Here is a 21,021-nt window from a genome sequence, read left to right as displayed (position 1 = left end):
TTCAACCCTCCCAATCTGCCGTAGCCGTCAGACATTGATGTCCGGCGGCGGCCAGCGTGCACATTTGCAAGCCTCCGGTTTCGGTTTGCGTTGCAACCAGCCGCATGTCGCCATCGGCAAACATCGGATGCACACCTCGGAAGCCGAAGCGCGTTGGCGGCCGACCTTTCCAGGCCGTCGCCTCCGCCATCAGGAGGTTCGCCTGCAAGGGGCCTTGCACCACAAGACCCGGGTAGTTCTCGACCTCGCGCGAATACGGCAGGTCGTAGTGAATACGATGGGCGTTGAAAGTGATGGCCGAGTAGCGGAAGAGAAACGCGCTCGAGACGGGCTGCACCATGTCGAAAGCCAGATCTTCCTTGGGTGCGGGTTTTTTGGGTGGACCAACGAAGCTTGGCGCGATGGGCAGATAGACGATCGACTGCGTCTCCTCCACGGCAAGTCCGCGCGTGGTTCGGAGTTCGTGGTTGACCGTGACGAAAACCATGCCACCGGTGGAGCCTTGTTTCTCGTCGACGGAAACAATGACCGAAAGCTTTTCGATTTCTTCGCCGACGCGCAGCTCGTCCCGGAACTTCAACTCTCCACTGGCCCACATGCGCCGCTCGAAGGGCACCGGCGGGAGAAATCCTCCGATAGCCGGATGCCCGTCGGCGCCAAGCTCCTCCATGCCGGCTGTGGGCGGGAAGGCATACCAGTGCCACAGCGGCGGCATCGCTTCGCATTCCTCGCGACAGGGTCTGCCAGGGCGTGCGAGCGTCGCGTGAATTGTCCGTGCAACGGAAGGTGGGACGGTGCCGATCTGAGTCTCGCGACCTCCGATCCACTTCGACAGGTCCGGCCTATCCGCAACCCCGTCTTTGGAACCGGAGCTCGCGCCCATGAAACCGGCAACGCCCATCGTGACGTTACGCCGCCTCGGAAACACGGGAGAGCAGTCGTGCGACGGTCTCCCCCATGGCTGAAGGATTCGGCGTCACTTCGATCCCGACAGAACTGAGAAGCGCCACTTTCTCCTGCGCACTTTCTCCGAAGGCCGAGATGATCGCGCCGGCGTGTCCCATCTGGCGGCCCTTGGGTGCGGCGAGGCCGGCGACATAGGCTGCGACCGGCTTGGTCATGTGATCGCGGACATAGGTGGCGGCTTCCGCTTCCTGCGGCCCGCCGATCTCGCCGATCATCATGACGGCGTCCGTCTCCGGGTCGGCTTCGAACATTTCGAGGATGTCACGGAACGACGACCCGTTGATCGGATCGCCGCCGATGCCGATGGAGGATGACACGCCGATCCCAAGCGCCTGCATCTGCGACGCGGCCTCATAGCCGAGCGTGCCGGAGCGACCGACGATCCCGACGCGTCCGGGCGTGTAGATATGGGGTGGCATGATGCCCATGAAGGCCTTGCCGGGGCTTATGATGCCGGCACAATTGGGACCGATCAGCCGCATCTTCCGTTCGCGAGGAAAGCGGCGAAGGAACCGTTTGACCCGCATCATGTCCTGAGCGGGAATGCCATCGGTCACGCAAACCGCGGTGCGGATACCCGCCTCGGCCGCCTCCATCATCGCGTCGGCGGCGGTTGGGGGCGGGACGAAAATGAGACTTGCCTCGGCACCGGTCTCGGCCACCGCCTCGCGCATCGTGTTGAACACCGGGCGGTTGAGGACCGTCGTTCCGCCCTTGCCGGGTGTTACGCCTGCGACGACCTTGGTGCCGTATTCGATCATTTCCTGGGCATGGAACTGCCCGATCCGGCCCGACAGGCCCTGAACGACGACGCGCGTCTCTTTCGAGATGAGAATGGCCATGGTCTTTCCTCCTATTGCGCCGCGATGCCCTGAGCCCGGGCGGCCACGGCTGCTTCGGCCGCTTCCGCCAGAGTTGCCGCGACAACGATCGGCAGACCACTTTCGGCGATGAGCCTGCGCCCGGCTTCGACGTTTGTTCCCGCCAGGCGAACGACCACCGGCACGTTCAGGTTCAGGTCGCGGTACGCCTGGATCACGCCGTTGGCGATCCAGTCACAGCGATTGATGCCCGCGAAGATGTTGACGAGGATGACCCGCACGTTGGTATCCGACAGAACCGTCCGGAAGGCTTGGCAGACACGCTCCGGGCTGGCGCCACCGCCGATATCCAGAAAGTTCGCAGGCGCGCCCCCGGCAAGCTGGATCATGTCCATCGAGGCCATGGCAAGACCCGCCCCGTTGATGATGCAGCCGATATCGCCATCGAGGCCCACGTATGCAAGATTGTGATCGAAGGCATAGCTTTCGCGCGGGTCTTCCTGCCCCGGATCGCGGAGTGCGGCGATCTCCGGCCTGCGAAAGAGCGCATTCGTGTCAAACGACATCTTGGCATCCAGCGCCACGAGTGTTCCGTCCGGTCGGACAACCAGCGGGTTGATCTCGACCATCATGGCGTCGAGATCGCGATAGGCGCGGTAGCAGGCCCGAAGGACCGTCACCATCTCGCTGATCTGCGCGCCGGAGAGCCCAAGCCGGAAGGCCAGTTCACGCGCATGAAAATCCGCAAGACCCACGGCGGGATCGATCACCATGCGGATCAGGCTGTCAGGGGCCTCTTCTGCCAGATCCTCGATCTCCATCCCGCCACTGGCCGAGGCGACGATCATGATGCGTTCACTCTTCCGGTCCAAAACGAAACCGAGGTAGAGTTCGCGATCGATGTCGGAGGCTTCCTCGACCCAGAGCCGGTCTATGCGTTTGCCATAGGCGCCGGTCTGCTTGGTCACAAGGGTCTGGCCTAGAAGCTCGATGGCGAAGGCCCGCGCGGCTTCGGGATCATCGCAGAGCTTCACGCCGCCCGCTTCTCCGCGCCCGCCGGAATGCACTTGCGCCTTGATCACCGCGCGTCCGCCCAGTTCACGTGCCCGAAAGGCCGCCTGTTCGGGCGAATAGGCAAGGCCGCCGCGAGGAACCGGCACACCGAACTCGCCGAGAATGGCTTTGGCCTGATGTTCGTGAATGTCCACGTCCGATCCTCCTTCGGCTGCGTCTAGGCGTTGGTGACGGATTTCGCGGCGATGGCGTTGGCCGTGTCGATCACGTTGCGCGCCATCTTCTCACTCGCCGCGTCAATCATCTTGCCGTCGAGACTTGCCGCGCCGCGACCGGCGGCTTCTGCATTCTTCAGCTCTTCGATGATCCGTTGCGCCTTCGAAACTTCTTCTTCGGGCGGGCTGAAAACGTCGTTGGCCATTGCGATCTGGTTTGGGTGGATCGCCCATTTGCCCTCGCACCCGAGCGCTGCGGCACGACGCGCCCCGGCGACGTAGCCTTCCGGGTCACTGAAGTCACCGAACGGTCCATCTATGGCGCGCAGGCCATAGGCGCGACAGGCGATCACCATGCGGGTGATCGACGCGTGCCATTGATCGCCCGGGTAATCGGGGTTCAGACCCCCGATGTTCACCGTCCGCGCCCTCATGCTCGCGGCGTAGTCCGCCACGCCGAAATGCAGAGCCTCCAGGCGGCCTCCGAACTGCGCGATCGCCTCGACATTTGCCATGCCGAGCGCGGTTTCGATCAGCGCTTCCAGCCCCACACGCGTCTCTACGCCCGTACCCTGTTCGATCTGGTTCACAAGAGCTTCGACGACGTAGAGGTCAGATGGCACGCCGACCTTCGGCACGAGCAGCGTGTGCACCCGGTCGCCGGCCTTCTCCATGATGTCGACAACATCGCGGTACATGTAGTGCGTATCGAGCCCGTTGATCCGCACGGAGACCGTCTTACCGCGATCCGCCCAGTCGATGTCGTTCAGTGCCGCCACCGCATTCCTGCGGGCTTGCTCTTTTTCAGGGGGTGCAACGGCATCTTCCAGGTCGAGGAACACGAAATCTGCGGCGCTTTCCGCTGCCTTTTCGATCATCGCTGCATTCGAAGCGGGAACCGCAAGTTCGGAACGCTGCAGACGCTGGCGTCGCAGGGGATGAAGAGTGTGAGACATGAGGTCTCCTCTGAATGTGCTGGTCGGCGGTGCGCCGAAGGTTACTCGGCCGCGACGCGCAAGGACGGCCGCGCCACATCGGCGTTGGCGTACCAGGCCTGCGCGGCACCAACTCCGGATCCGAGTTGAAGTGCGACACCGGCGCGATAGAGCGCCATTTCCGCAATCGACAGGGCCGTCAGGCACATGCCCTCGTTCAGATCACCCAGATGGCCGATGCGGAAGGCTTTGCCCTGCAAAGGCCCTAGACCGCTTCCGAACGACGTTTTGAAGTCCTCGTAGGCGATCCGAAGCACGTCGCGCGCGTCGATCTCCTGGGGCACGCGGATCGCCGAAACCGTGTCCGAATACAGCGTGTGGTGCTCGGCCACGAGCGGCAGACCCCACGCCGCGATCCCGCGCCTGACGCCCTCGGCAAGCCGGTGATGCCGGGCGATCACGTTGTCCAGGCCTTCCTCCGCGATCCTGTCGAGCGAACGGCGCAAACCGTGGAAAAGCTGCGTCGGCGGCGTGTAGGGGAAATAGCCGTCGGCATTCAGCTTCAGCATGTCGGAAAATTCGAAGTAGGCGCGGCGCATGGTGGACGTCTTCGCGGCATCGAGTGCCTTTTCGCTGATCCCCAGAACCCCGAGGCCGGCAGGCAGCATCAGACCCTTTTGACTGCCGGTGACGATCAGGTCGACGCGCCATTCGTCCATACGAAAATCGATTGATGCGACCGACGAGACTCCATCGACGAACAGAAGCGCGTCGTGAAAACTCTCGTCAAGCGCGCGGCGCACGGCCGCCACGTCAGAGGTCACGCCGGTGGCGGTTTCGTTGTGGGTAACGAAGACCGCCTTGATCTCGTCCTTGCTGTCGTTTCCGAGGTGGCGAGAGATTTCCTTGACGGGCGTGCCTGCCCCCCAGGGAACGTCGATCACGTCCACCTCGAGACCGAGACGCTGCGCCATTTCCACCCACAGCGAAGAGAACTGGCCGAACCGCGCCATGAGCACCTTGTCGCCCGGATTGAGGGTGTTGGTGATGGCGGCCTCCCAGCAGCCAGTTCCCGATCCGGGAAAGAACATCACCGTGCCGGTCTCGGTCCTGAAGACCGACTTCATGTCGCGGAACAGCCCGAGCGTCAGATCACCGAAATCCGGTGCGCGCATGTCCTGCATCGGCACGTTCATCGCCTGACGCACGGTTTCGGGAACGTTTGTCGGGCCGGGAATGAAAAGATGCGAAAAACCTGTTTGCACGATGCTGTCCTCCTTGTCGCTCCTTTCATTAGGGCCGCGAGAGGCGATGCTGCAAAAGCAATCGGGTTCTGCTGTGAACGCGGATATTCACATGCGTATAAACTTGTGAAGTTGTGAAAATTGGCGTATTGAAAACTATGAAGACTTTTATTGGACCGCGACTCAGGCGCCTTCGGAGCGAGGCCAATGAAACGCAGGCCCAGATGGCCCGCACGTTGGGTATCAGCACATCCTATGTGAACATGCTGGAAAAAAACGAGCGCAGCGTGTCCGTCGCCGTGCTTCTTCGTTTGTTCGACGCTTATGGCGTTGACTGGAGAGAGATCGCCGACGAGGACGATGCCGCAACGCTTACAAGCCTGCGCGCTGCGTTCCAGGATCCCTTGTTCTCAGAGCATTCTCCCGACCTCCCGCAACTGCGCGCCCTGATGTCTCACGCACCGGACATTGCCCAAAACTTTCTCCAGCTTCATGGCGCCTACCGTGCCGCGACCGAAAAGCTGCTGGTTCTGAGCAATGCAAGCGAAAGCGATCTGACAATTCTGCGCGCGTCCCCGGAGGCCGTCGTGCATGATTTCTTTCGCAACAACAAAAACCACTTCCCCGAACTGGAAGCCGCGGCCCTGGAGTTCTGGAACGGTCAGCGGGTTGAGAATGACGACCAATACGCTGCGCTGAAACAGCGCCTCGAGGAACATTTGGGCCTCAAGACACGTGTCGTTCCGGTCGCCGACATGCCCGGGACACTCCGGGAACTGGACGAAGGCCGCCGCGAGGTCCGACTTTCGGAAGGACTTGACCACCCCAATCGGGTTTTCCAGCTCGTTCATATCATCGGATTGCTCGAGCGGCGGGATGTCATCCAGTCCATCCTGTCGCGGTTGAAGTCCGACGATCCGCAAGGACTGAACCGATGCCGCGTAGAGCTCGCAAACTATTTCGCCGCCGCTGTTCTGATGCCCTACGAAGGCTTCCTGGCCGAGGCGCTGAAGTGCAAATACGATTTCGCGCATCTGTCCCTGCGCTTTGGCGTCAGCTTCGAGCAGGCCTGCCACCGAGCCACGACACTTCAGCGCGAAGGCGCAGAGGGTGTCCCGTTCTTTTTCCTCAGGATCGACAAGGCCGGGAACGTGACCAAGCGCTTCAATTCGACCGGCTTTCAACTGGCCGAGTATGGTGGTGCCTGTCCTCGGCTTGATCTGCACACCTCGTTCAGAAGCCCCGGCACGATCATGCCCCAGCTCGTGGAGATGCCCGACGGCGGGCGCTTTTTCGTTTTCTCCCGCACCGTGAACCGTCCGCGATACACGCGGCACACGCAGGACAAGCGGTTGGTCGTTGCGATGGGCTGCAGCATCGAACATCTGCAGGCAATCGGATACGCCGAAGGCATCGGGAAGTCTGATGCAAGCGTCACGAAGGTCGGCATCAACTGCCGCATCTGCCCGCGCGCCAACTGCGACCAGCGCGCCCACAATGCGATGATCCTGAACCAGCCCGTCGATGTTCGCCGCCGTGGGGCGACAAGATACTCAACTTAGGGACACATCACACCGCCGGCCAACGACGATGTCGGTCCCCGCGCCTGATCTGCAAAAGCGACGGATCTGTCCCGATCGCTCCCGGATAGCTTTGACCGAAGGGAGTCCGCGCATTTTTTCATGAGCGGTTTTGTCTTGGGCCTGGATCGATAGCGTCATCAGCAAGCATGATCGTTGGTATCGTGGTGTCCTCGTTCTCGATGCACCACTTGAAGAATTGGCAACAAGTCTCGAATGAGCGGCCAGTGCGGAGACAGTCAAAGGTTTCGCGGTCGGCCGGAGCATCTTCGGAGACACTGCCCGCTCATGGCTCGCAGGCGAGATGATGGGCGAAGTCGCTGTGAAGGAAATGGTTCTTCGGTTCTAGATCCTGATTGAGGCGTGGCTTGCTGCACGAAAACGCGCCGAGTCTCATTCTGCTCAAGAGAGTACCGTCTGCCTGGCTCCGTTTGGAGGTCAGTCGGCCGAGGCAATCCGTTCCCGGCGCCCCAGTTCATGAGACCGGTAGGCCGCCTCTTCGGTCCGGGCCACGACGGCATAGTCGCGCGCCTCGTTCTCCAGCGGGGCGCCGTCAATGAGGTGAGCGACGACGTGTCGGTTCAGGGCCATTACGCAATCCCCAGCGAACCCCGGCCATTCCTGCGCCTTCAGGATGGTGCGCGCCGTTCCGGTCCCGAAGCGGCGCAGCCGGACCTCTCCATCGCCGGTCAGAGTCATGGCGCCGCCGGTGCCTTCCAGCAGTGCCTCACCCAGGGTCAGGCGCAGGTTTTCGGCGGCATGGTCGAGCAGGCGGTTGCCATCGAAAAGCGCGCGGCGTCCGCCTTCGTGCTCCATGAGCAAATAGCCAGCGTCCTCGCCTGCGATCGCGGGGTTGAGCTGCCGCAGGTCGGCGATGACCGAGGAGGGCGGACCGAGCATGAACCGGAACGTGTCGATCCAGTGCACACCGGTTTCCCGGATCAGGAACCGGGGCATTTTCTGGAAATAGGGCTGGCGGTCGAGGTAGGCTTGCGGGCCCTGTCCATCACCCGTCCTGAGGCGGAAGGTCATCTGCATGGGATCGCCGATGTCGCCCGCTTCGAGCGCGTCACGCATCCGCCTGTACCAGGGCTGAAACCGGAAGTTCTCGTGGATGACGAGACGCACACCGCGGGCTTCCGCACGGGCCGTGACGGCAGCGGCCTCGTCCGGCGAGGTGCAGAACGGCTTTTGGCAGATGACCAGCGGGACACCGGCCTCGAGCGCGAGGTCCACGGCGGCAGCGTGGCTGGGCGGCGGTGTCACGATATCGAGGATATCGGGCGCGACGGCATCCAGCAGCGCCTCGAGCGACGCGAAGGCCGGGGCGCCGCTGGCGGCGGCCCGTTCGATCTGCGCATCCGCCACGGCAACGAGGTCGACCGCTTCGATCCGAGACCAGGCATCGTGGTGAAACCGCGCGAAGTATCCCGCGCCAAGACAAGCGACCTTGAGCATCCTGCCACCCCTTTCGCGGTTCACCGACCGCACCACCAACACAACTTGATTGACAAACACATTAATGAATGCATTGTAAAACACAATATTGGATTGAGACTGGGAGGTTTATCCATGACACTCGATACCCTAGGCAAGCGCCTGCTGACAGGGATTGCCTTTGCCGCGTTGTTTGCCGGAGCCGCGCCCGCGCAGGAGGTCCTGCGTTTCAGCCATACCGACAATCCCGGAGGATCGCGGCAGGCCGCGGCGGAAGTGTTTGCCGAAAAGGTCTCCGAATATACCGAAGGCCGGTACGAAGTGCGCATTTTCCCCGCTGGCCAGCTTGCCAACGACCCCAAGGCCATAGAACAGCTGCAACTCGGCGGCATCGACTTCACCGTCTCGGCCACCGGATCCTACGCGACACACCTTCCGTCCCTGAACCTGACGGCAATGCCGTTTCTCGTGGACACCTACGAGCAGGGCTGGGAGCTCTATGACAACTCCGAATGGCTTCAGGGCGAGTTCGAAAAGCTGCCCGAAAAGGGCTTCCGCGTCCTTTCGACCTGGGAGGCGGGGTTCCGCAGTTTCACCACCAACGAGCCGCTGGAAGGTCCGGCGGATGCGGAAAACATGAAGATGCGGGTGTTCCCGAACGATATGATCCGCTGGACCATGGAGGAGATCGGTTTCCAGACCGTCGTGATGCCGATCACCGACGTCTACCTGGCGATCCAGCAAGGCACGGTGAACGGGCAGGAGAACCCCGTCGACACGATCAATTCGCTGCGTTTCTTCGAGGTGGCGCCCTACATCACGCTGACCCGCCACGTCTATTCGCCGCTGCCGCTGACCGTGGCCGAGGCGACCTGGCAGGAGTTTTCGGACGAGGACAAGGACGCGGTGCAGCGCGCGGCCGACGAGGCAGCCGCCTTCAGCCGTGATCTGGTGAAAAACTCCGTCGATCAGCAACTCGAAGAGATGAAGGCCGCCGGAGCGACCGTATCGGTGCCCGAAATCGGCCCGTTCCGCGAAGCCGTAGCGCCGGTTTACGACAAGGCGAAAGAGGTCTACGGCGCCGAGGCGGTCGACAAGATCCTGTCCGACGCCGCCGCGATCCGCGAGGCCATGCCGGGCAGCTGAAGACCGGCCAAGTCATCCCCCGGGGCGGACGCCGCCCCGGGGCTTTTGCGATCGGAGCGTCTCTCTTGAACCCCACCCGCGAGCTTCCCATGCCGCTGACGATCCTCAGCCGGCTGATCGACTTCGCGCTGGCCCTCGGCGGGCTTGCGATCGTTGCGCTGGTCTTCGGCAATGCCTTCCTGCGCGGCGCCGCGGGCTTCGACCTGGCGTGGTCACTCGAGGTGACGGCGTTCCTGTTGCTCTGGACGACATTCCTCGGCTGCGCCGCCGCCACCGCGCGCGGCGTTCACATGCGGGTCACCGAGATCGCCGATAGCCTTGTCCCGCGCGCCGCGGCACCCTGGGTTTCGTTCGTGATCGATCTGATCGTCATCGCGATCCTGCTCTCGCTTATCTGGCAGGGCTGGAACATCTCGACCCACACCTGGGCGCAGAAATCCACGGTGCTCTACTGGCCGATCGGCCTGCTTTACGCCTCGATGCCCGTCGGCATGGCTCTGACGCTGGTTTTCCAGCTCTTTCACACCTGGACCGGCCTGCGCGATCGCAGGATCGCGGGGCCCGCGCACTCGGACGGTGGAGACCCCCAACCGTGATCCTTTTGTTTGTCGTCTTCGTCTTTCTCGTCTCGGTGTTCATCGGTGTGCCGCTGGTCTGGGCAATTCTGCTGACCTCGATCCTGCCGATTATCGTCTTCGATCTCGGCTACCCGCTGCAGGCGCTTTATCTCAATTTCATCGGCGGGGTGGAGCCGAACCACTTTCTCGCCATTCCGTTGTTCATCGTCGCCGGAGAGCTGATGAGCCGCGGCGGCGTGGGTGAGCGGATCATCGAGTTTGCGCGCAACGCCTTCGGGTTCATGGCCGGCGGGCTCGGCATGGTCGTCGTCGGCGCCAGCATGATCTTCGGGGGCATCTCGGGGTCGGCCATTGCCGACAGCGCCGCGATCGGTTCGGTGATGATCAAGAACATGGCCAAACAGGGCTATGCGCGCCCCTTCGCCGCCGGCCTTGTCGCTGCCGCCGGCACCATCGGCATCATCATTCCGCCGTCGATCCCGATGCTCATCTACGGCTTTGTCGGCAATGTCAGCGTGGCCGAGTTGTTCCTGGCCGGAATGGTGCCGGGTCTACTGTTCGGCCTGTTTTTCATGGCGGTCTGTTACTGGGTGGGAAAATCCACCGGATGCGACCCGGGCGGTCGGACGGTGAGTCGCGCCGAGTTGTGGCGCTCCTTCGTGCAGACGGCCCCGGCGCTCTTCATGCCGATCCTGATCCTCGGCGGCATCTTCTCGGGCTGGGTGACGCCCACCGAGGCGGCAGCGCTGGCGGTGGTCTACGGGCTGATCGTCACGATGGGCGTCTACCGTGACTTTCGCATCCGCGATCTGCCTGCCCTGATGGTCGATGCCTTCGTTATCTCGGCGACCGTGATGGTCGTGATCGGCGCGACGACCGTGCTGGGATGGCTCATCACGCTCGAACAAATGCCACAGATCCTCGTCGCCTTCGTGCAGGATTTCAGCTCATCGCCTTGGGTTTTCTTGCTGCTGGTCAACATCGTGCTGCTGATCTTGGGCCTGGTTCTGGACCCGGTGCCTGCGATTCTGCTGACCGCGCCGCTGTTCTTGCCGACGGCGCAGACCTTCGGCGTCGATCCGGTGCACCTGGGCGTTATCATGACCTGCAATGTGGCCGTCGGCCTCTTCACGCCTCCGGTCGGGGCAACGCTCTACGTGGCCTCCAGGATCTCCGGCGACGGCGTGCTGAGCATCGCGCGGGCAATGGCGCCGCTCTATATCATGGCGATCGCGGCCCTCATGCTTGTGACCTATGTTCCGGCAATCTCGATGACGATGGTGCATCTCTTCCGTTAGGGTCGGGGGAGGGAGCCGGGAAAGGAGGCGACATGGAAGACTGGCAGGTCTACGCGGTCCGCTACGCCGAGCGCAACGAACGGACACGGGCCGACAGCTTCCTGTTCGACGCATCTCACGACACACCGCATCCGATGGACTACTACGTCTGGGTGCTGCGCCGGGGCGGCGAGACGATCCTGGTCGACACCGGCTACGACCGGGCGGAGGGTGCGACCCGCGGACGCCCGATCCTGATGGAGCCGGCGGAGGCGCTTGCGCCTCTGGGGATCACGCCGGACCGGATCTCCTCGATCATCGTGACACATCTGCACTATGACCACGCCGGCGGGCTGCATCTGTTTCCCAATGCCACGTTGCATCTGCAGGCAGCCGAGATGGCCTATGCCACCGGTCCCTGCATGTGCCACGACGCCTTGCGACACCCCTATACCGGCGAGCATATTTGCGAAGCGGTGCGTCGCCTGCATCGCGGTCAGGTGATTTTTCACGACGGGGATGCCGAGATCGCGGAAGGTGTCAGCCTGCACCGGATCGGCGGCCATTCGCGGGGACTTCAGGCCGTCCGGGTGCGCTGTGCCGCGGGGTGGCTGTGTCTCGCCTCGGACGCGGCGCACTTCTACGAGAACTTTCTGGAGAACCGGCTTTTTCCAATCGTGGTGGATGCCGAGCACATGTTACAGGGGTTCAGTACCATCCAGCGCCTTGCCACGTCACCGCAGCTTGTGGTGCCGGGCCACGATCCTCTGGTCCGGCACGCGTTCCCGCAGGCAGACCATGCGGATCACATCTTTCGGCTCGACAATGGTCCCGCGAAACGCTTGTTTTGATCTGACAGATGGAGGAGATGCCCCCGTTTCGCGCGGGGCAGATGCAGCAAAGATGGACGTGAAGCGCAAGGTGTCCCGTGTGGACGAGGCCTATGACCGCCTCAAGTCGGAGATTCGCACGAACGCCATGCCGCCGGGGTTCCAGGCCACCGAGCCCGAGATCGCGTTGCGCCTCGGCATGAGCCGGACACCCATCCGCGAGGCCCTGATCCGCCTCGATGCCGAGGGCCTCGTGGAGTTGAAGCCCCGCCACGGCGCACGGGTTCTGCCGATTTCTGCAGAGGACATGCGCGAGATCTACGGCCTGCTGATTTCGATCGAGCCCGATGCCGCCGCCGACCTGGCCGCCCTCGGTCGCCCTGCGGCGGAGCTTCGGCCCCTGGAAAAGGCGATGCGCGACATGGAGCAGGCACTCGACGCCGGCAGCCTGGACGACTGGGCCGCCGCGGACGACCGGTTTCACCAGACCATGCTCGAACTGTCGGGCAACAAGCGGCGCGAGGCCTTCGTCAAGCGGCTGTTCGACCAGGTGCATCGGGCCCGGATCGTGACCTTGCGGCTGCGCAAGCCGCCGGTGCAGTCGACCGAGGAACACCGCGACATCCTGGAGCAGATCAAGGCTGGAAACGTCGAAACGGCGCGGCGCTCTTTCCGCGCCCATCGCGAGCGCACCGCCGCAGAACTGATGGCGATCCTCGTGGACTTCCGGATGCCGCAGCTCTAGCGCGTTCCGACAATGACCTCGTCGAAGCAGACAATGGTCTTTCCCGTCACCAAGTCCCGCACTGCCGCGTCGAACTCCTGGAAATGGGCCGAGGCAAGGTGGCTGTCGAAGGCGGCCTTGTCGGCGTAGATCTCGTATAGAAAAACCACGTCCGGCCGGGCGCCGTCGCGGCAGATGTCGAAGGTAACGCACCCTTCCTCTTCGGAGAGCGAGGTTTCGGCCTGCCGTTTCATGAGCGGCAGGAAGGCGTCGATCTGGTCGGAAACGATTTCGAAGGTCACGGTGACGGCGAACATGGGGCTTGTCCTTCAGCTGATGGTGGGGAAGCGGTGGTGTATCTCGGCCATCTGCGCAGGCGACAGAGGCCGGGTGCGCATGCTGCGCAAGGCAAGGAAAAGCTTGGCTGTCATCTCGAGCTCCTCGATGGCGTGGACGGCGTCGGTCAGCGACTTTCCTGCCACCACCGGACCGTGGTTGGCCAGACGCACCACGTGATGTTTCCCCGCCATCTCCCCGACCGCCCGGGCGAGGTCGATGTCGCCGGGCGGAAAGTACGGGATCAGGGGCAGGGTGCCGATCCGCATGACAAAATATGCGGTCAGCGGCGGCAGCACATCGGCGTGATCGATGTCGTTGAGGCAACTGACCGCGACGGAATGGGTGGAATGCAGATGCGCGATCGCCCGGGCATCCGGGCGCTGGCCGTACATCGCAGAATGAAGAAAGGACTCCTTGGTCGGAACATCGCCCCCGATATGCGTTCCCGTGCTGTCGAGCCGCGAAATCCGGGCCGGATCGAGATCTCCGAGGCTCGCGCTGGTGGGCGTCATCAACCAGCCGTCCTCTGTCTTGACCGAGATGTTGCCGGTGGAGCCGAAGGTCAGCCCACGGTCGAACAGCGATTTGCCCAGCCGGGCGATGTCATCACACAGCGATGTTTCGCTCATGTCAGCATCTCGAAGGCGTCCTGGAAGAAAGTCTCGGACCCGAAGTTCCCGGACTTGAGCGCCAATGCGAGAGGCGCCGCGCCCAAGGCATCGCACCAGGGCACACCGGGCGCGATCTGCGGGCCGATGCGCAGCGACGTGGCGCCGAGGGCGGTGACGACGGCGCCTGCGGTCTCGCCTCCCGCGACGACGATGCGGTCGAACCCCTTGCCATGAAGCTGGCGGGCTATGCCGCTGAGCGTATCCTCCACCAGCGCACCGGCGCGTTCGGCCCCGTAGCGGGCTTGGGTCGCGGCGACCTCTTCCGGATCGGCGCTGCCGTAGATCAGCACCGGGGTGTCGTCCGGTTGCGCCATGGTCCATTCGACGGCAGCAGCGACCGCGCCTCCTGCGGCTGCGGCATCCACGTCGATCTTGCGCGTGGGCCATGTGTCTTTGACGCGGGCGATCTGCGCGCGCGTTGCGCTCGAACAGCTTCCCGCGAGCACCAGCGACCGGCCTGCGGCGCGCGGCAGCGCGGGTGCGGATGCCGTACCGATTCTTCCGGACCGGCGCAGGTTGGTGGGCAGACCCGTGGCGATGCCGGAACCGCCGGTGACAAGCCCGTGATCCGCTGCCGCCGTGCCAAGCTGGCGCAGGTCGTCATCGGTCAGCGCATCCGCAACGGCGTAGCGGTGGCCGGCTGCCGCCAGGTCTGCAATCCGCGTACGGATCGCTTCGGGGCCGGCCCGCACGGTCTGCAGCGCGATCAACCCGCATTTGTGCCTGCTTTGCGCCTGCATGAGCCGGATCAGGCTGGAGTCGCGCATCGGTGTGAGCGGATGATCCTTCATCGAGCTTTCACCGAGCGGCAGCTCATGGACGAAGAGTGTACCCTGGTAGACGGTGCGGCCATTTGCCGGGAAGGCCGGGCAGACCAGCGCAAGAGGGGTGTCCGTCGCCGTCAGCAACGCGTCGGCTACCGGCCCGATGTTGCCGCGCGGGCTTGAATCGAAGGTCGAGCAATACTTGAAGACGATCTGCGTTGCGCCGCGTCCGCGCAGCCAGTCGCATGCGGCGACAGACTGCCTTACCGCCAGGCCGGGTTCGCAGGTGCGCGACTTCAACGCAATGACCACGGCATCGGCGTCGCCGGTGTCGGTGTCGTCGTCCGGCAGGCCCAGCACCTGGACCACGCGCATGCCCTCGGCCACCAGCGTGCTGGCAAGGTCGGTGGCGCCGGTGAAATCGTCGGCAATGGCTCCGAGAACGATTGTCACGGGTCTATTCGGAGATGATCGCCATGAGTTCGGAGGTCACGGCCCGCGTCCCCATGTCACCGCCGAATTCCATCGGCCGGAGCCGGTTCGCGGCAAATCCGCTTTCGACCGCGTCCTCGACGATCCGGGCGGCGTCCGCATAGGCTGTTTGGCCCGACTTCTCGCCCAGGTAGTCCAACATGAGGGCGCCTGAAAGGATCGCTGCGAGCGGGTTGGCCTTGTCCTGCCCCATGATGTCCGGCGCCGAGCCATGAGCGGGCTGGAACAGGCCGGTCTGGTCTCCGATTTCGGCACAGCAGGCCATGCCCATTCCACCCACAAGGCCCCCGGCGAGGTCCGACAGGATATCGCCGAACATGTTCTCCATGACCAGAACGTCCGAGTCCCACGGGTGCCGGATGAGATCGAGTGCCTGGGCGTCCACGTATTGATAGGACACCTCGATGTCCGGGTAATCCGGACGTATCTCGTCGAAGATCTTGCGAAAAAAGGCCATCGAGGTGAAGACGTTCGCCTTGTCCACGCAGGTCAGCTTGCCGGCCTTGCCTCGCGCCTTGCGCTTGCGGGCGAGTTCGAAGCCGAAACGGTGCAGCCGTTCGGTCGTGGCACGGGTGATGAGAAGCTTGTCGATCACCTGCTCGTCGCCGGTGACTTCGCTGCGGCCATGCACGGCGGCGGAATAGAACAGCCCCTCGGTGCTTTCGCGCAGGATCACCATATCGATTTCGGCGGCGCGGGGATCGGCCAGCCTCTGCGGGGCATTGGGATATGCGCGCACCGGGCGCACGCCCGCATAAAGACCGAACCGGTCGCGCAGGCGCAGGTGCGGGCTGATCTCGGTTCCGTCGGAGTGGCGGACGGCAGGCAGGCCGATGGCGCCAAGAAAGATGGCGTCGGCCTGTCCGGCCAGCTCTTCGCCGCCGGGCTGAATGTCGTGTCCGGTCTCACGGAAATAGTGCGCACCGGCATCGATCTCTTCGTAGCGCGGGGCCGGTGCGCCAGCGCGCGACAGCGACTTTTCCACGATGGCCGTCGTCGCGTTCGAGACATCGACGCCGATCCCGTCTCCGCGGATCAGGGCAATGCGCATACCTTCGGCCATCAATTTCGTCCTTCCTCCGATCGCCGCCGCAGCGGCCGGTTTGCGGCACGGCAACATCGACCGATGCGATGCAATCGCCCTGCACTCCAAGCCAGCGTCAGTCCAAATCGTACCTTCGACAGCAAACTCGCACCGATCCACAGCGCAGTCAATTCATTAATGCATGCATTGGTGGGTGCATTTATGATCTGAAACAACTTTCCGTCTGCGAGCGAGGGCAGCTTTGCGTGCCGAAGCCGTCACGGCCGCAACCTCTTGAGAATGAGAACTGCAAACTCAAAAGGCTGGTCGCGGATTTGACGCCGGACAAGACCATGCTTCGGGACGCGCTCGGAAAAAGAGAACACCGGCGAAGACGTGCCGCGTTTCATCGATCTTGCGACACCGGTGCGAGATTGGGGCGGAGAAACTATTGGCGTGGCCGGTGTGCACATCGATTTCGCCTGGGCGGTGCGGGTGTGGACCGAAGCGGCGCGGGAACTCGGTGTCGACCTTTTCCTTTTGGATTCCAACGGAAGCGTGGTCGCGGCGTCCTCGGATGCCGCACCGGACCTCGCGGAATTGCAGATCCTGCGCGCCGCGAGCACCGGAGTTGCGGCCCAGGGCCGCGAGACCTGGCCAGATGGCCGCGACTATTTCTCTTCGCTGGTCCCGCGCATCTCCTACGAGGATCTGCCGAACTTCGGCTGGCGACTTTTGGCGCGTCTCGACGCAGACGCCTTTCGTCCCGACCTGAGCAGCCTGCGGGCTGCCCTGTCGTGGACGGTTCTCGCAATGCTTCTGGTGCTGATCGTGCTGACGGCCGCGTTCATTCTGTTCTTTATCCGGCCCATCGAGGATCTCGCTGAGAAATCAGACCGCATTGCCGAAGGCGAGGATATCTACCCGCCCGAGCACCGCCGGACACGCGAGACGGCACTCCTGTCCTCTGCTGTGGCACGACTTCAGAACCCTGGATCGGTCAACTCGAACCGGAACTGAAAGACAAGCGGCGCGCAATGTCCTGGAACATCGCCTCGGCGCGGACATTGGCGACACCGGGCATGTTGTCGGTAGTGTAGAACCGCAAGTAGAGCGCTTCGCGCTGAGCTTCGTCGGGCATCAGCAACAAGCGTGCCCCGTCGGATGTCGGGGTCAGGACCAAGGCAGGCACGTTGCCGACCTCGCGAATGTCGAGAACGCCGCGCGCAGACGGCTTGAGCGCCTGACCGCGGACCCGCGCGGTGTCGCCGGTCAGCGAGGCGAGCCAGACCGGGTGTGTGCCCTCGTCGGTCTCGAACCGGGCGCGTTCGGGCTCGTCAGCCACGTGACGTTCGCGGCGCGGAAGCTCGACACAGGCAAGAACGGTCGTCGAGAGCACGATGACATTGTAGATCGTCCAGAACAGGATCACCCACTTGCCATCGCCCGCGTCGGCATAGGCGAAGCGGTCCGAGAAGATGCCGAGCACCAGACCGACAAGCGTCAGAGCCAGCAGAAGGACGAAGAACGCCATCAGGCGCCATTGCACCACGATCTTTCCGCGGTCGCCGCCCTTTGCTGTCACCTTGAACGGGTGGCCCTTGGGTTTCAACAGGCCGACGACGGCCGCTCGGGTGATCGGAATGGCGCCCAGCAACTGGCTGACATCGTTCAGGATCGGGACGACCATCCCGCGCGTCAGCGTGTTGAGCACGATCATGATCCACAGATAGTAGCAGCCGAAGTAGGTCACGACATCGGCAAGCCGAGCATCGACGACCGTGATGTTGAAGAACCAGTAGAGCAGGGGATAGATCACCGCCGCGATCCGGAACGGGAAGGTCGTGAGCCAGTAGGCGACGGCATCGGCGACGCTCCAGCGGTCGCGCAGGCGCAGCCTGTTGCGGCCGAGCGGGCCGACGCGGGACCGGGCGATCTGCATCATGCCGAGGCACCACCGCGCCCGCTGTGTGACGTATTCCTTGAGCCCCTCCGGCGCCAGGCCCTCGGTCAGCGGCTCGGCGAGGTACACGGTCGCCCAGCCCGCGTCGCGCAGCACCAGCGTGATCATGAAGTCCTCGGTTACGCTGTCGGTCGGGAATCCCCCGATGTCCCGCAGGGCCTCCCACCGGGCCATCGAGGAGGTGCCGCAGCAAAAGGCGATGCCCCAGGCGTCCCGCGAAGGCTGCATGTGGTCGAAGAAGAACCGCTGCTCGTCGGGATAGGACCGGGTGACCCCGAGGTTGTGCTGGATCGGGTCAGCGTTGAAGAAATGCTGCGGGGTCTGGACCAGCCCGACCTTCGGGTCGTGAAACAGCGCCAGAGAACGCGACAGGAATCCCCGGTGCGGCACGAAATCCGCATCGAGCACGGCGACGAAATCGGGTGGAACCGCATCGCGCGACAGGACATCGAGTGCGTTGTTGAGGTTTCCGGCCTTGGACCCCAGATTGTCAGCGCGCCGCAAATAGCGTGTGCCCGTCTTGGCGCAAAAATCCCGCAGCCAATCGCGCCGCCCGTCATCCAGGACGACGACCTCCTTGTTTTCGTGCCGCAACGCGCGCGCGCCGAGGATGGTCCTTTCGAGTACCGCGAGTTCCTCGTTGTAGGTCGCGATGAGGATCGCCACGCGCGGCGGAGTTTCCCGCCACCAGCCAGCGTGTTCCGTTGCTTCCTCGCTGCGCGAACGGATGCGGCACAGGATCACGAAGGCGCTGAGCGATCCGGCCAGCGCGGCCATCTCGAGCATGTAGAGCGACCAACTCGCCGCCATGTCGAGCGTCGGGCCGAACGGCGCCAGCGTCTCGGTGCCGCGCCACCACGCGTAGCGCGCGGCGAAGAGGAAGGCGACGGCAAGCACAAGAACCCGGTGCAAGGTCTTCGCGCGATCCAGCACTTGCGGGAGAACCAGTGCGAACCCGGCGACGCAGAGCAAGGCAACGGTGCTCGACTGCAGTTCTGTCAGGTGCGGGAAGGCTCCCGTCAATTGAAGAGACCGCGCAGCCAATCGAGCGGTCGGCGGTCGAAGAAAACGCGGCCCGTTCGACCGATGGCGCAAGACAGGTCCGGATCCTGCAGCAGGCCCGGAACGATCACGGTCACGTCGTAACGTTCGAGATGACGGCGCGACGGCGTCACGGCAAGCGTTTCGTAGATTGTTGCGGCCCCCGCTCCGGCAAGCCGGCTCACCGTCCCTTCGAAAGCCTGCGATCCGCCAGTCATGCGGAACGTGGCCGACTGGCCCAGATGCAGCGTGTTGTAGACGTTCTCCGATACCGACAGCGAGACGATCGTCGATGCGCAGTCCACCAATCGCAGCACGGGGTCGCCGCGCTGTACGTTCACGCCGTCGGCTTGCAGCACTTCCCAGTAGATGCCGTCGACCGGCGACAACAGTTCGCCGCCGGACAATCCGTTCACGCGGACGCGCTCTCGGGAGATCCGCTCTTCGATAGCTTGTGCGTCGCTCGTCGCTGCCTCCAGCGCGGCCTCCAGCCGTGCGATCTCGCTGTCGAGTTCCGCCACCCGCTGTTCGGCGTTCGGGGCGTCGTTGTAGCCGTCTCCGAGAAACACGCCGCGCTGCGCCGCCTCCAGCGCGATCTCCAGGACCGCCACGCGCTCGCGGGCGTGTTCCAGCGCGAGTGCGGGCAGGAGCGGTTCGCCGGGCAGTCGGTCAGATCGGTCGTCGACGGCGTCCGCCAGCCGTTGCGCCGTCTCGTCCGGAACGGCACCGGCCTCCAGGATCTCGAGCCGGCTCCGCGCGTGATCCAGACGGGTTTCGATTTCGCGGATGCGATGTTCGCGGAAGACTCGCCCGCGGTCGGTGAGGGCCGAGCGTACCTGTTTTTCGGATGTGATGCTGCGCGCCAGCCGCGCGGCCTCGACCGCGTTCAATGCCTTCTCAAGCAGCAGGTCGTTGAGACGGATCATGTCGGACTTGGGGTTCGAAATCTGTCCGAGCGACTGTCCCTGGGCGACCGTCGATCCCAGCGTGCGCACGGGAAGCTCCAAGTCGCCGGCAACGTCGGCCCGCACCTTCACGACACGGGCATTCACGAAGGCGTCCGAACAAGCGCCCGACATTTGTTCCCAAGGATGATCCAGAGCTTCGCGAGTATGACAAGCAGCCCGAGGGAGGCAGGTGTACTTCATTTCAGGCTCCAACTCGTATGGACCGAAGCCAACTGTAAAACGTGAATTCGCTTCATAAACGCGGCAGGCGGCAGCGGCGACGAGAATTCCCAGTCTCTGGCGAAATCATCGACCGTTGAGCATGGGTGGGAAATTCGGACCGCTGTACCGGCAAGTCGACTGATCTGAATGTCCGCCGGCCTCGTGGGCACGGGGGTAAGGTTTGCATAGCGCGGCGCAAGATCCGTCCGAAAGAGCGGCCAGGCCGGGCGGGACACACCCAGCGGCGGCCCGATCGGAACGGGTTCGGTCCCATTGGGTCAGGTTCAAAGGCGCGCGGTACGGGGCCAGGTGCGTCCATTCAATCGAAGAAGCCGCTGTCTCCTTCCGACAGGTAGCGGCGGGCTTCGGACGGGACGAGGTCGACGCCAAGGCCCGGACGGTCCGGCACATCGATCAACCCGTTTCGCACCGGAACCCCGTCGAAACCATCGGTGATGTCGTACCAGAACGGCTCGAACCGGGCCGGGTATTCGAAGGCGATCAGGTTGTCGGGCAGCGTGGCGCAGACCTGGATCAGCGCCGCCAGCCCGAGGATCCCGTTGGCGGTCCCGTGCGGAGCGATGGCGATCCCGTGCAGGTCGGCGTGCTCGGCGACCCATTTGAGCTCGGCCAGCCCGCCGACGTCGCAAGGGTCCGGTCCGATGACGTTGACCGCGTGGCTTTCGATCAGGTGCTTGTAGTTCTGTCGCAGGTAGATCTGCTCGCCGGTGTGGATCGGCGTGGTGGTCGCATGGGTCACGTCTCGGTAGACGTCGTGGTTCACGTAAGGG

The 21,021-nt window shown here is 63.7% G+C and carries 20 protein-coding genes and 1 pseudogene; 8 read left to right on the top strand and 13 right to left on the bottom strand.

Translation table 11 applies throughout. The annotated features are described in order from the left end of the window. Position 1: 1 nt before the first annotated feature. The 5 genes from R5H30_RS14395 to R5H30_RS14375 form a co-directional block, all read right to left on the bottom strand. Complete coding sequence (locus tag R5H30_RS14395) at positions 2-715, bottom strand: HTD2 family dehydratase (protein WP_318329165.1); 714 nt, start codon at positions 713-715, stop codon at positions 2-4. Positions 716-908: 193 nt separating this feature from the next. After that, positions 909-1,808, bottom strand: a complete 900-nt coding sequence (gene sucD, locus R5H30_RS14390; protein ID WP_318329164.1) for a succinate--CoA ligase subunit alpha — start codon at positions 1,806-1,808, stop codon at positions 909-911. 11 nt (positions 1,809-1,819) lie between these two features. Next, on the bottom strand, positions 1,820-2,995 hold the full coding sequence (locus R5H30_RS14385) for a malate--CoA ligase subunit beta (RefSeq protein WP_318329163.1): 1,176 nt from the start codon (positions 2,993-2,995) through the stop codon (positions 1,820-1,822). Positions 2,996-3,018: 23 nt separating this feature from the next. Further along, the gene (locus R5H30_RS14380; protein WP_318329161.1) at positions 3,019-3,972 is read right to left on the bottom strand and encodes an HpcH/HpaI aldolase/citrate lyase family protein; all 954 of its coding nucleotides are present in this window, start codon (positions 3,970-3,972) and stop codon (positions 3,019-3,021) included. Between the two features lie 41 nt (positions 3,973-4,013). Beyond that, complete coding sequence (locus R5H30_RS14375; protein WP_318329160.1) at positions 4,014-5,216, bottom strand: pyridoxal-phosphate-dependent aminotransferase family protein; 1,203 nt, start codon at positions 5,214-5,216, stop codon at positions 4,014-4,016. A gap of 137 nt (positions 5,217-5,353) precedes the next feature. On the opposite strand from R5H30_RS14375, the gene R5H30_RS14370 reads away from it, so the two are divergent. Continuing rightward, positions 5,354-6,757, top strand: a complete 1,404-nt coding sequence (locus R5H30_RS14370; RefSeq protein ID WP_318329159.1) for a helix-turn-helix domain-containing protein — start codon at positions 5,354-5,356, stop codon at positions 6,755-6,757. A gap of 250 nt (positions 6,758-7,007) precedes the next feature. Beyond that, positions 7,008-7,124 (top strand): annotated as a pseudogene (locus tag R5H30_RS14365) (2-deoxy-5-keto-D-gluconate 6-phosphate aldolase domain-containing protein); the annotation flags it as partial. 89 nt (positions 7,125-7,213) lie between these two features. Here the strand turns inward: R5H30_RS14365 and R5H30_RS14360 are convergent. Beyond that, the gene (locus tag R5H30_RS14360; protein WP_318329157.1) at positions 7,214-8,233 is read right to left on the bottom strand and encodes a Gfo/Idh/MocA family protein; all 1,020 of its coding nucleotides are present in this window, start codon (positions 8,231-8,233) and stop codon (positions 7,214-7,216) included. 114 nt (positions 8,234-8,347) lie between these two features. Between R5H30_RS14360 and R5H30_RS14355 the strand changes: the two genes are divergently transcribed. From R5H30_RS14355 to R5H30_RS14335, 5 genes are all read left to right on the top strand, one after another. Then, a complete protein-coding gene (locus R5H30_RS14355) occupies positions 8,348-9,358 on the top strand; it encodes a TRAP transporter substrate-binding protein (RefSeq protein ID WP_318329156.1) in 1,011 nt (336 codons plus the stop codon). 89 nt (positions 9,359-9,447) lie between these two features. Beyond that, positions 9,448-9,954, top strand: coding sequence for a TRAP transporter small permease (locus R5H30_RS14350; protein ID WP_318329155.1), 507 nt, complete (start codon positions 9,448-9,450; stop codon positions 9,952-9,954). Beyond that, a complete protein-coding gene (locus R5H30_RS14345) occupies positions 9,951-11,234 on the top strand; it encodes a TRAP transporter large permease (protein WP_318329154.1) in 1,284 nt (427 codons plus the stop codon). The genes R5H30_RS14350 and R5H30_RS14345 overlap by 4 nt, the downstream gene beginning before the upstream one ends. 32 nt (positions 11,235-11,266) lie before the next feature. Then, positions 11,267-12,064, top strand: a complete 798-nt coding sequence (locus R5H30_RS14340) for an N-acyl homoserine lactonase family protein (RefSeq protein WP_318329152.1) — start codon at positions 11,267-11,269, stop codon at positions 12,062-12,064. 52 nt (positions 12,065-12,116) lie between these two features. After that, positions 12,117-12,788 (top strand): GntR family transcriptional regulator, encoded by a 672-nt coding sequence (locus tag R5H30_RS14335; protein WP_318329151.1) that lies wholly within the window; start codon positions 12,117-12,119, stop codon positions 12,786-12,788. On the opposite strand, the gene R5H30_RS14330 is transcribed toward R5H30_RS14335, so the two are convergent. The 4 genes from R5H30_RS14330 to R5H30_RS14315 are packed head-to-tail and all read right to left on the bottom strand — an operon-like array spanning position 12,785 to position 16,096. Further along, positions 12,785-13,084 (bottom strand): putative quinol monooxygenase, encoded by a 300-nt coding sequence (locus tag R5H30_RS14330; RefSeq protein ID WP_318329150.1) that lies wholly within the window; start codon positions 13,082-13,084, stop codon positions 12,785-12,787. The two genes, R5H30_RS14335 and R5H30_RS14330, sit on opposite strands and share 4 nt — an antisense overlap. Before the next feature lie 12 nt (positions 13,085-13,096). After that, the gene (otnC, locus tag R5H30_RS14325) at positions 13,097-13,735 is read right to left on the bottom strand and encodes a 3-oxo-tetronate 4-phosphate decarboxylase (RefSeq protein ID WP_318329148.1); all 639 of its coding nucleotides are present in this window, start codon (positions 13,733-13,735) and stop codon (positions 13,097-13,099) included. Continuing rightward, the gene (gene otnK / locus R5H30_RS14320; protein WP_318329146.1) at positions 13,732-14,994 is read right to left on the bottom strand and encodes a 3-oxo-tetronate kinase; all 1,263 of its coding nucleotides are present in this window, start codon (positions 14,992-14,994) and stop codon (positions 13,732-13,734) included. The genes otnC and otnK overlap by 4 nt, the downstream gene beginning before the upstream one ends. 4 nt (positions 14,995-14,998) lie before the next feature. Then, positions 14,999-16,096 carry an isocitrate/isopropylmalate dehydrogenase family protein gene (locus R5H30_RS14315; RefSeq protein WP_318329144.1) on the bottom strand — a complete coding sequence of 366 codons (1,098 nt, stop codon included), beginning with the start codon at positions 16,094-16,096 and terminating at the stop codon, positions 14,999-15,001. A gap of 417 nt (positions 16,097-16,513) precedes the next feature. Here R5H30_RS14315 and R5H30_RS14305 point away from each other — a divergent pair, with 417 nt between their 5' ends. Beyond that, entirely contained in the window at positions 16,514-17,077 is a 564-nt protein-coding gene (locus R5H30_RS14305; RefSeq protein ID WP_318329461.1) for a hypothetical protein, read from the top strand. Here the strand turns inward: R5H30_RS14305 and R5H30_RS14300 are convergent. The 3 genes from R5H30_RS14300 to R5H30_RS14290 all read right to left on the bottom strand — a co-directional run. After that, complete coding sequence (locus R5H30_RS14300) at positions 17,058-19,043, bottom strand: glycosyltransferase family 2 protein (RefSeq protein WP_318329142.1); 1,986 nt, start codon at positions 19,041-19,043, stop codon at positions 17,058-17,060. The two genes, R5H30_RS14305 and R5H30_RS14300, sit on opposite strands and share 20 nt — an antisense overlap. Then, the gene (locus R5H30_RS14295) at positions 19,040-20,113 is read right to left on the bottom strand and encodes an HlyD family secretion protein (RefSeq protein WP_318329141.1); all 1,074 of its coding nucleotides are present in this window, start codon (positions 20,111-20,113) and stop codon (positions 19,040-19,042) included. The genes R5H30_RS14300 and R5H30_RS14295 overlap by 4 nt, the downstream gene beginning before the upstream one ends. Before the next feature lie 436 nt (positions 20,114-20,549). Continuing rightward, the coding region (locus R5H30_RS14290) for an enolase C-terminal domain-like protein (RefSeq protein WP_318329140.1) at positions 20,550-21,021 on the bottom strand (472 nt) is incomplete at its 5' end.

Origin of the sequence: Roseobacter sp. FCG-D35 (assembly GCF_033436665.1) — a bacterium.
Classification (GTDB): domain Bacteria; phylum Pseudomonadota; class Alphaproteobacteria; order Rhodobacterales; family Rhodobacteraceae; genus JAWQFO01.
The sequence above is the reverse complement of the archived record's forward strand: the minus strand, read 5'-3'. Positions and strand labels throughout refer to the sequence as shown.

Coding starts and splice junctions, on each gene's coding strand:
- R5H30_RS14350 (WP_318329155.1), top strand. CDS start 9,448: ATGCCGCTGACGATCCTCAGCCGGCTGATCGACTTCGCGCTGGCCCTC.
- R5H30_RS14380 (WP_318329161.1), bottom strand. CDS start 3,972: ATGTCTCACACTCTTCATCCCCTGCGACGCCAGCGTCTGCAGCGTTCC.
- R5H30_RS14335 (WP_318329151.1), top strand. CDS start 12,117: ATGGACGTGAAGCGCAAGGTGTCCCGTGTGGACGAGGCCTATGACCGC.
- R5H30_RS14360 (WP_318329157.1), bottom strand. CDS start 8,233: ATGCTCAAGGTCGCTTGTCTTGGCGCGGGATACTTCGCGCGGTTTCAC.
- R5H30_RS14340 (WP_318329152.1), top strand. CDS start 11,267: ATGGAAGACTGGCAGGTCTACGCGGTCCGCTACGCCGAGCGCAACGAA.
- R5H30_RS14395 (WP_318329165.1), bottom strand. CDS start 715: ATGCCGCCGCTGTGGCACTGGTATGCCTTCCCGCCCACAGCCGGCATG.
- R5H30_RS14330 (WP_318329150.1), bottom strand. CDS start 13,084: ATGTTCGCCGTCACCGTGACCTTCGAAATCGTTTCCGACCAGATCGAC.
- R5H30_RS14370 (WP_318329159.1), top strand. CDS start 5,354: ATGAAGACTTTTATTGGACCGCGACTCAGGCGCCTTCGGAGCGAGGCC.
- sucD (WP_318329164.1), bottom strand. CDS start 1,808: ATGGCCATTCTCATCTCGAAAGAGACGCGCGTCGTCGTTCAGGGCCTG.
- R5H30_RS14355 (WP_318329156.1), top strand. CDS start 8,348: ATGACACTCGATACCCTAGGCAAGCGCCTGCTGACAGGGATTGCCTTT.
- R5H30_RS14315 (WP_318329144.1), bottom strand. CDS start 16,096: ATGGCCGAAGGTATGCGCATTGCCCTGATCCGCGGAGACGGGATCGGC.
- otnC (WP_318329148.1), bottom strand. CDS start 13,735: ATGAGCGAAACATCGCTGTGTGATGACATCGCCCGGCTGGGCAAATCG.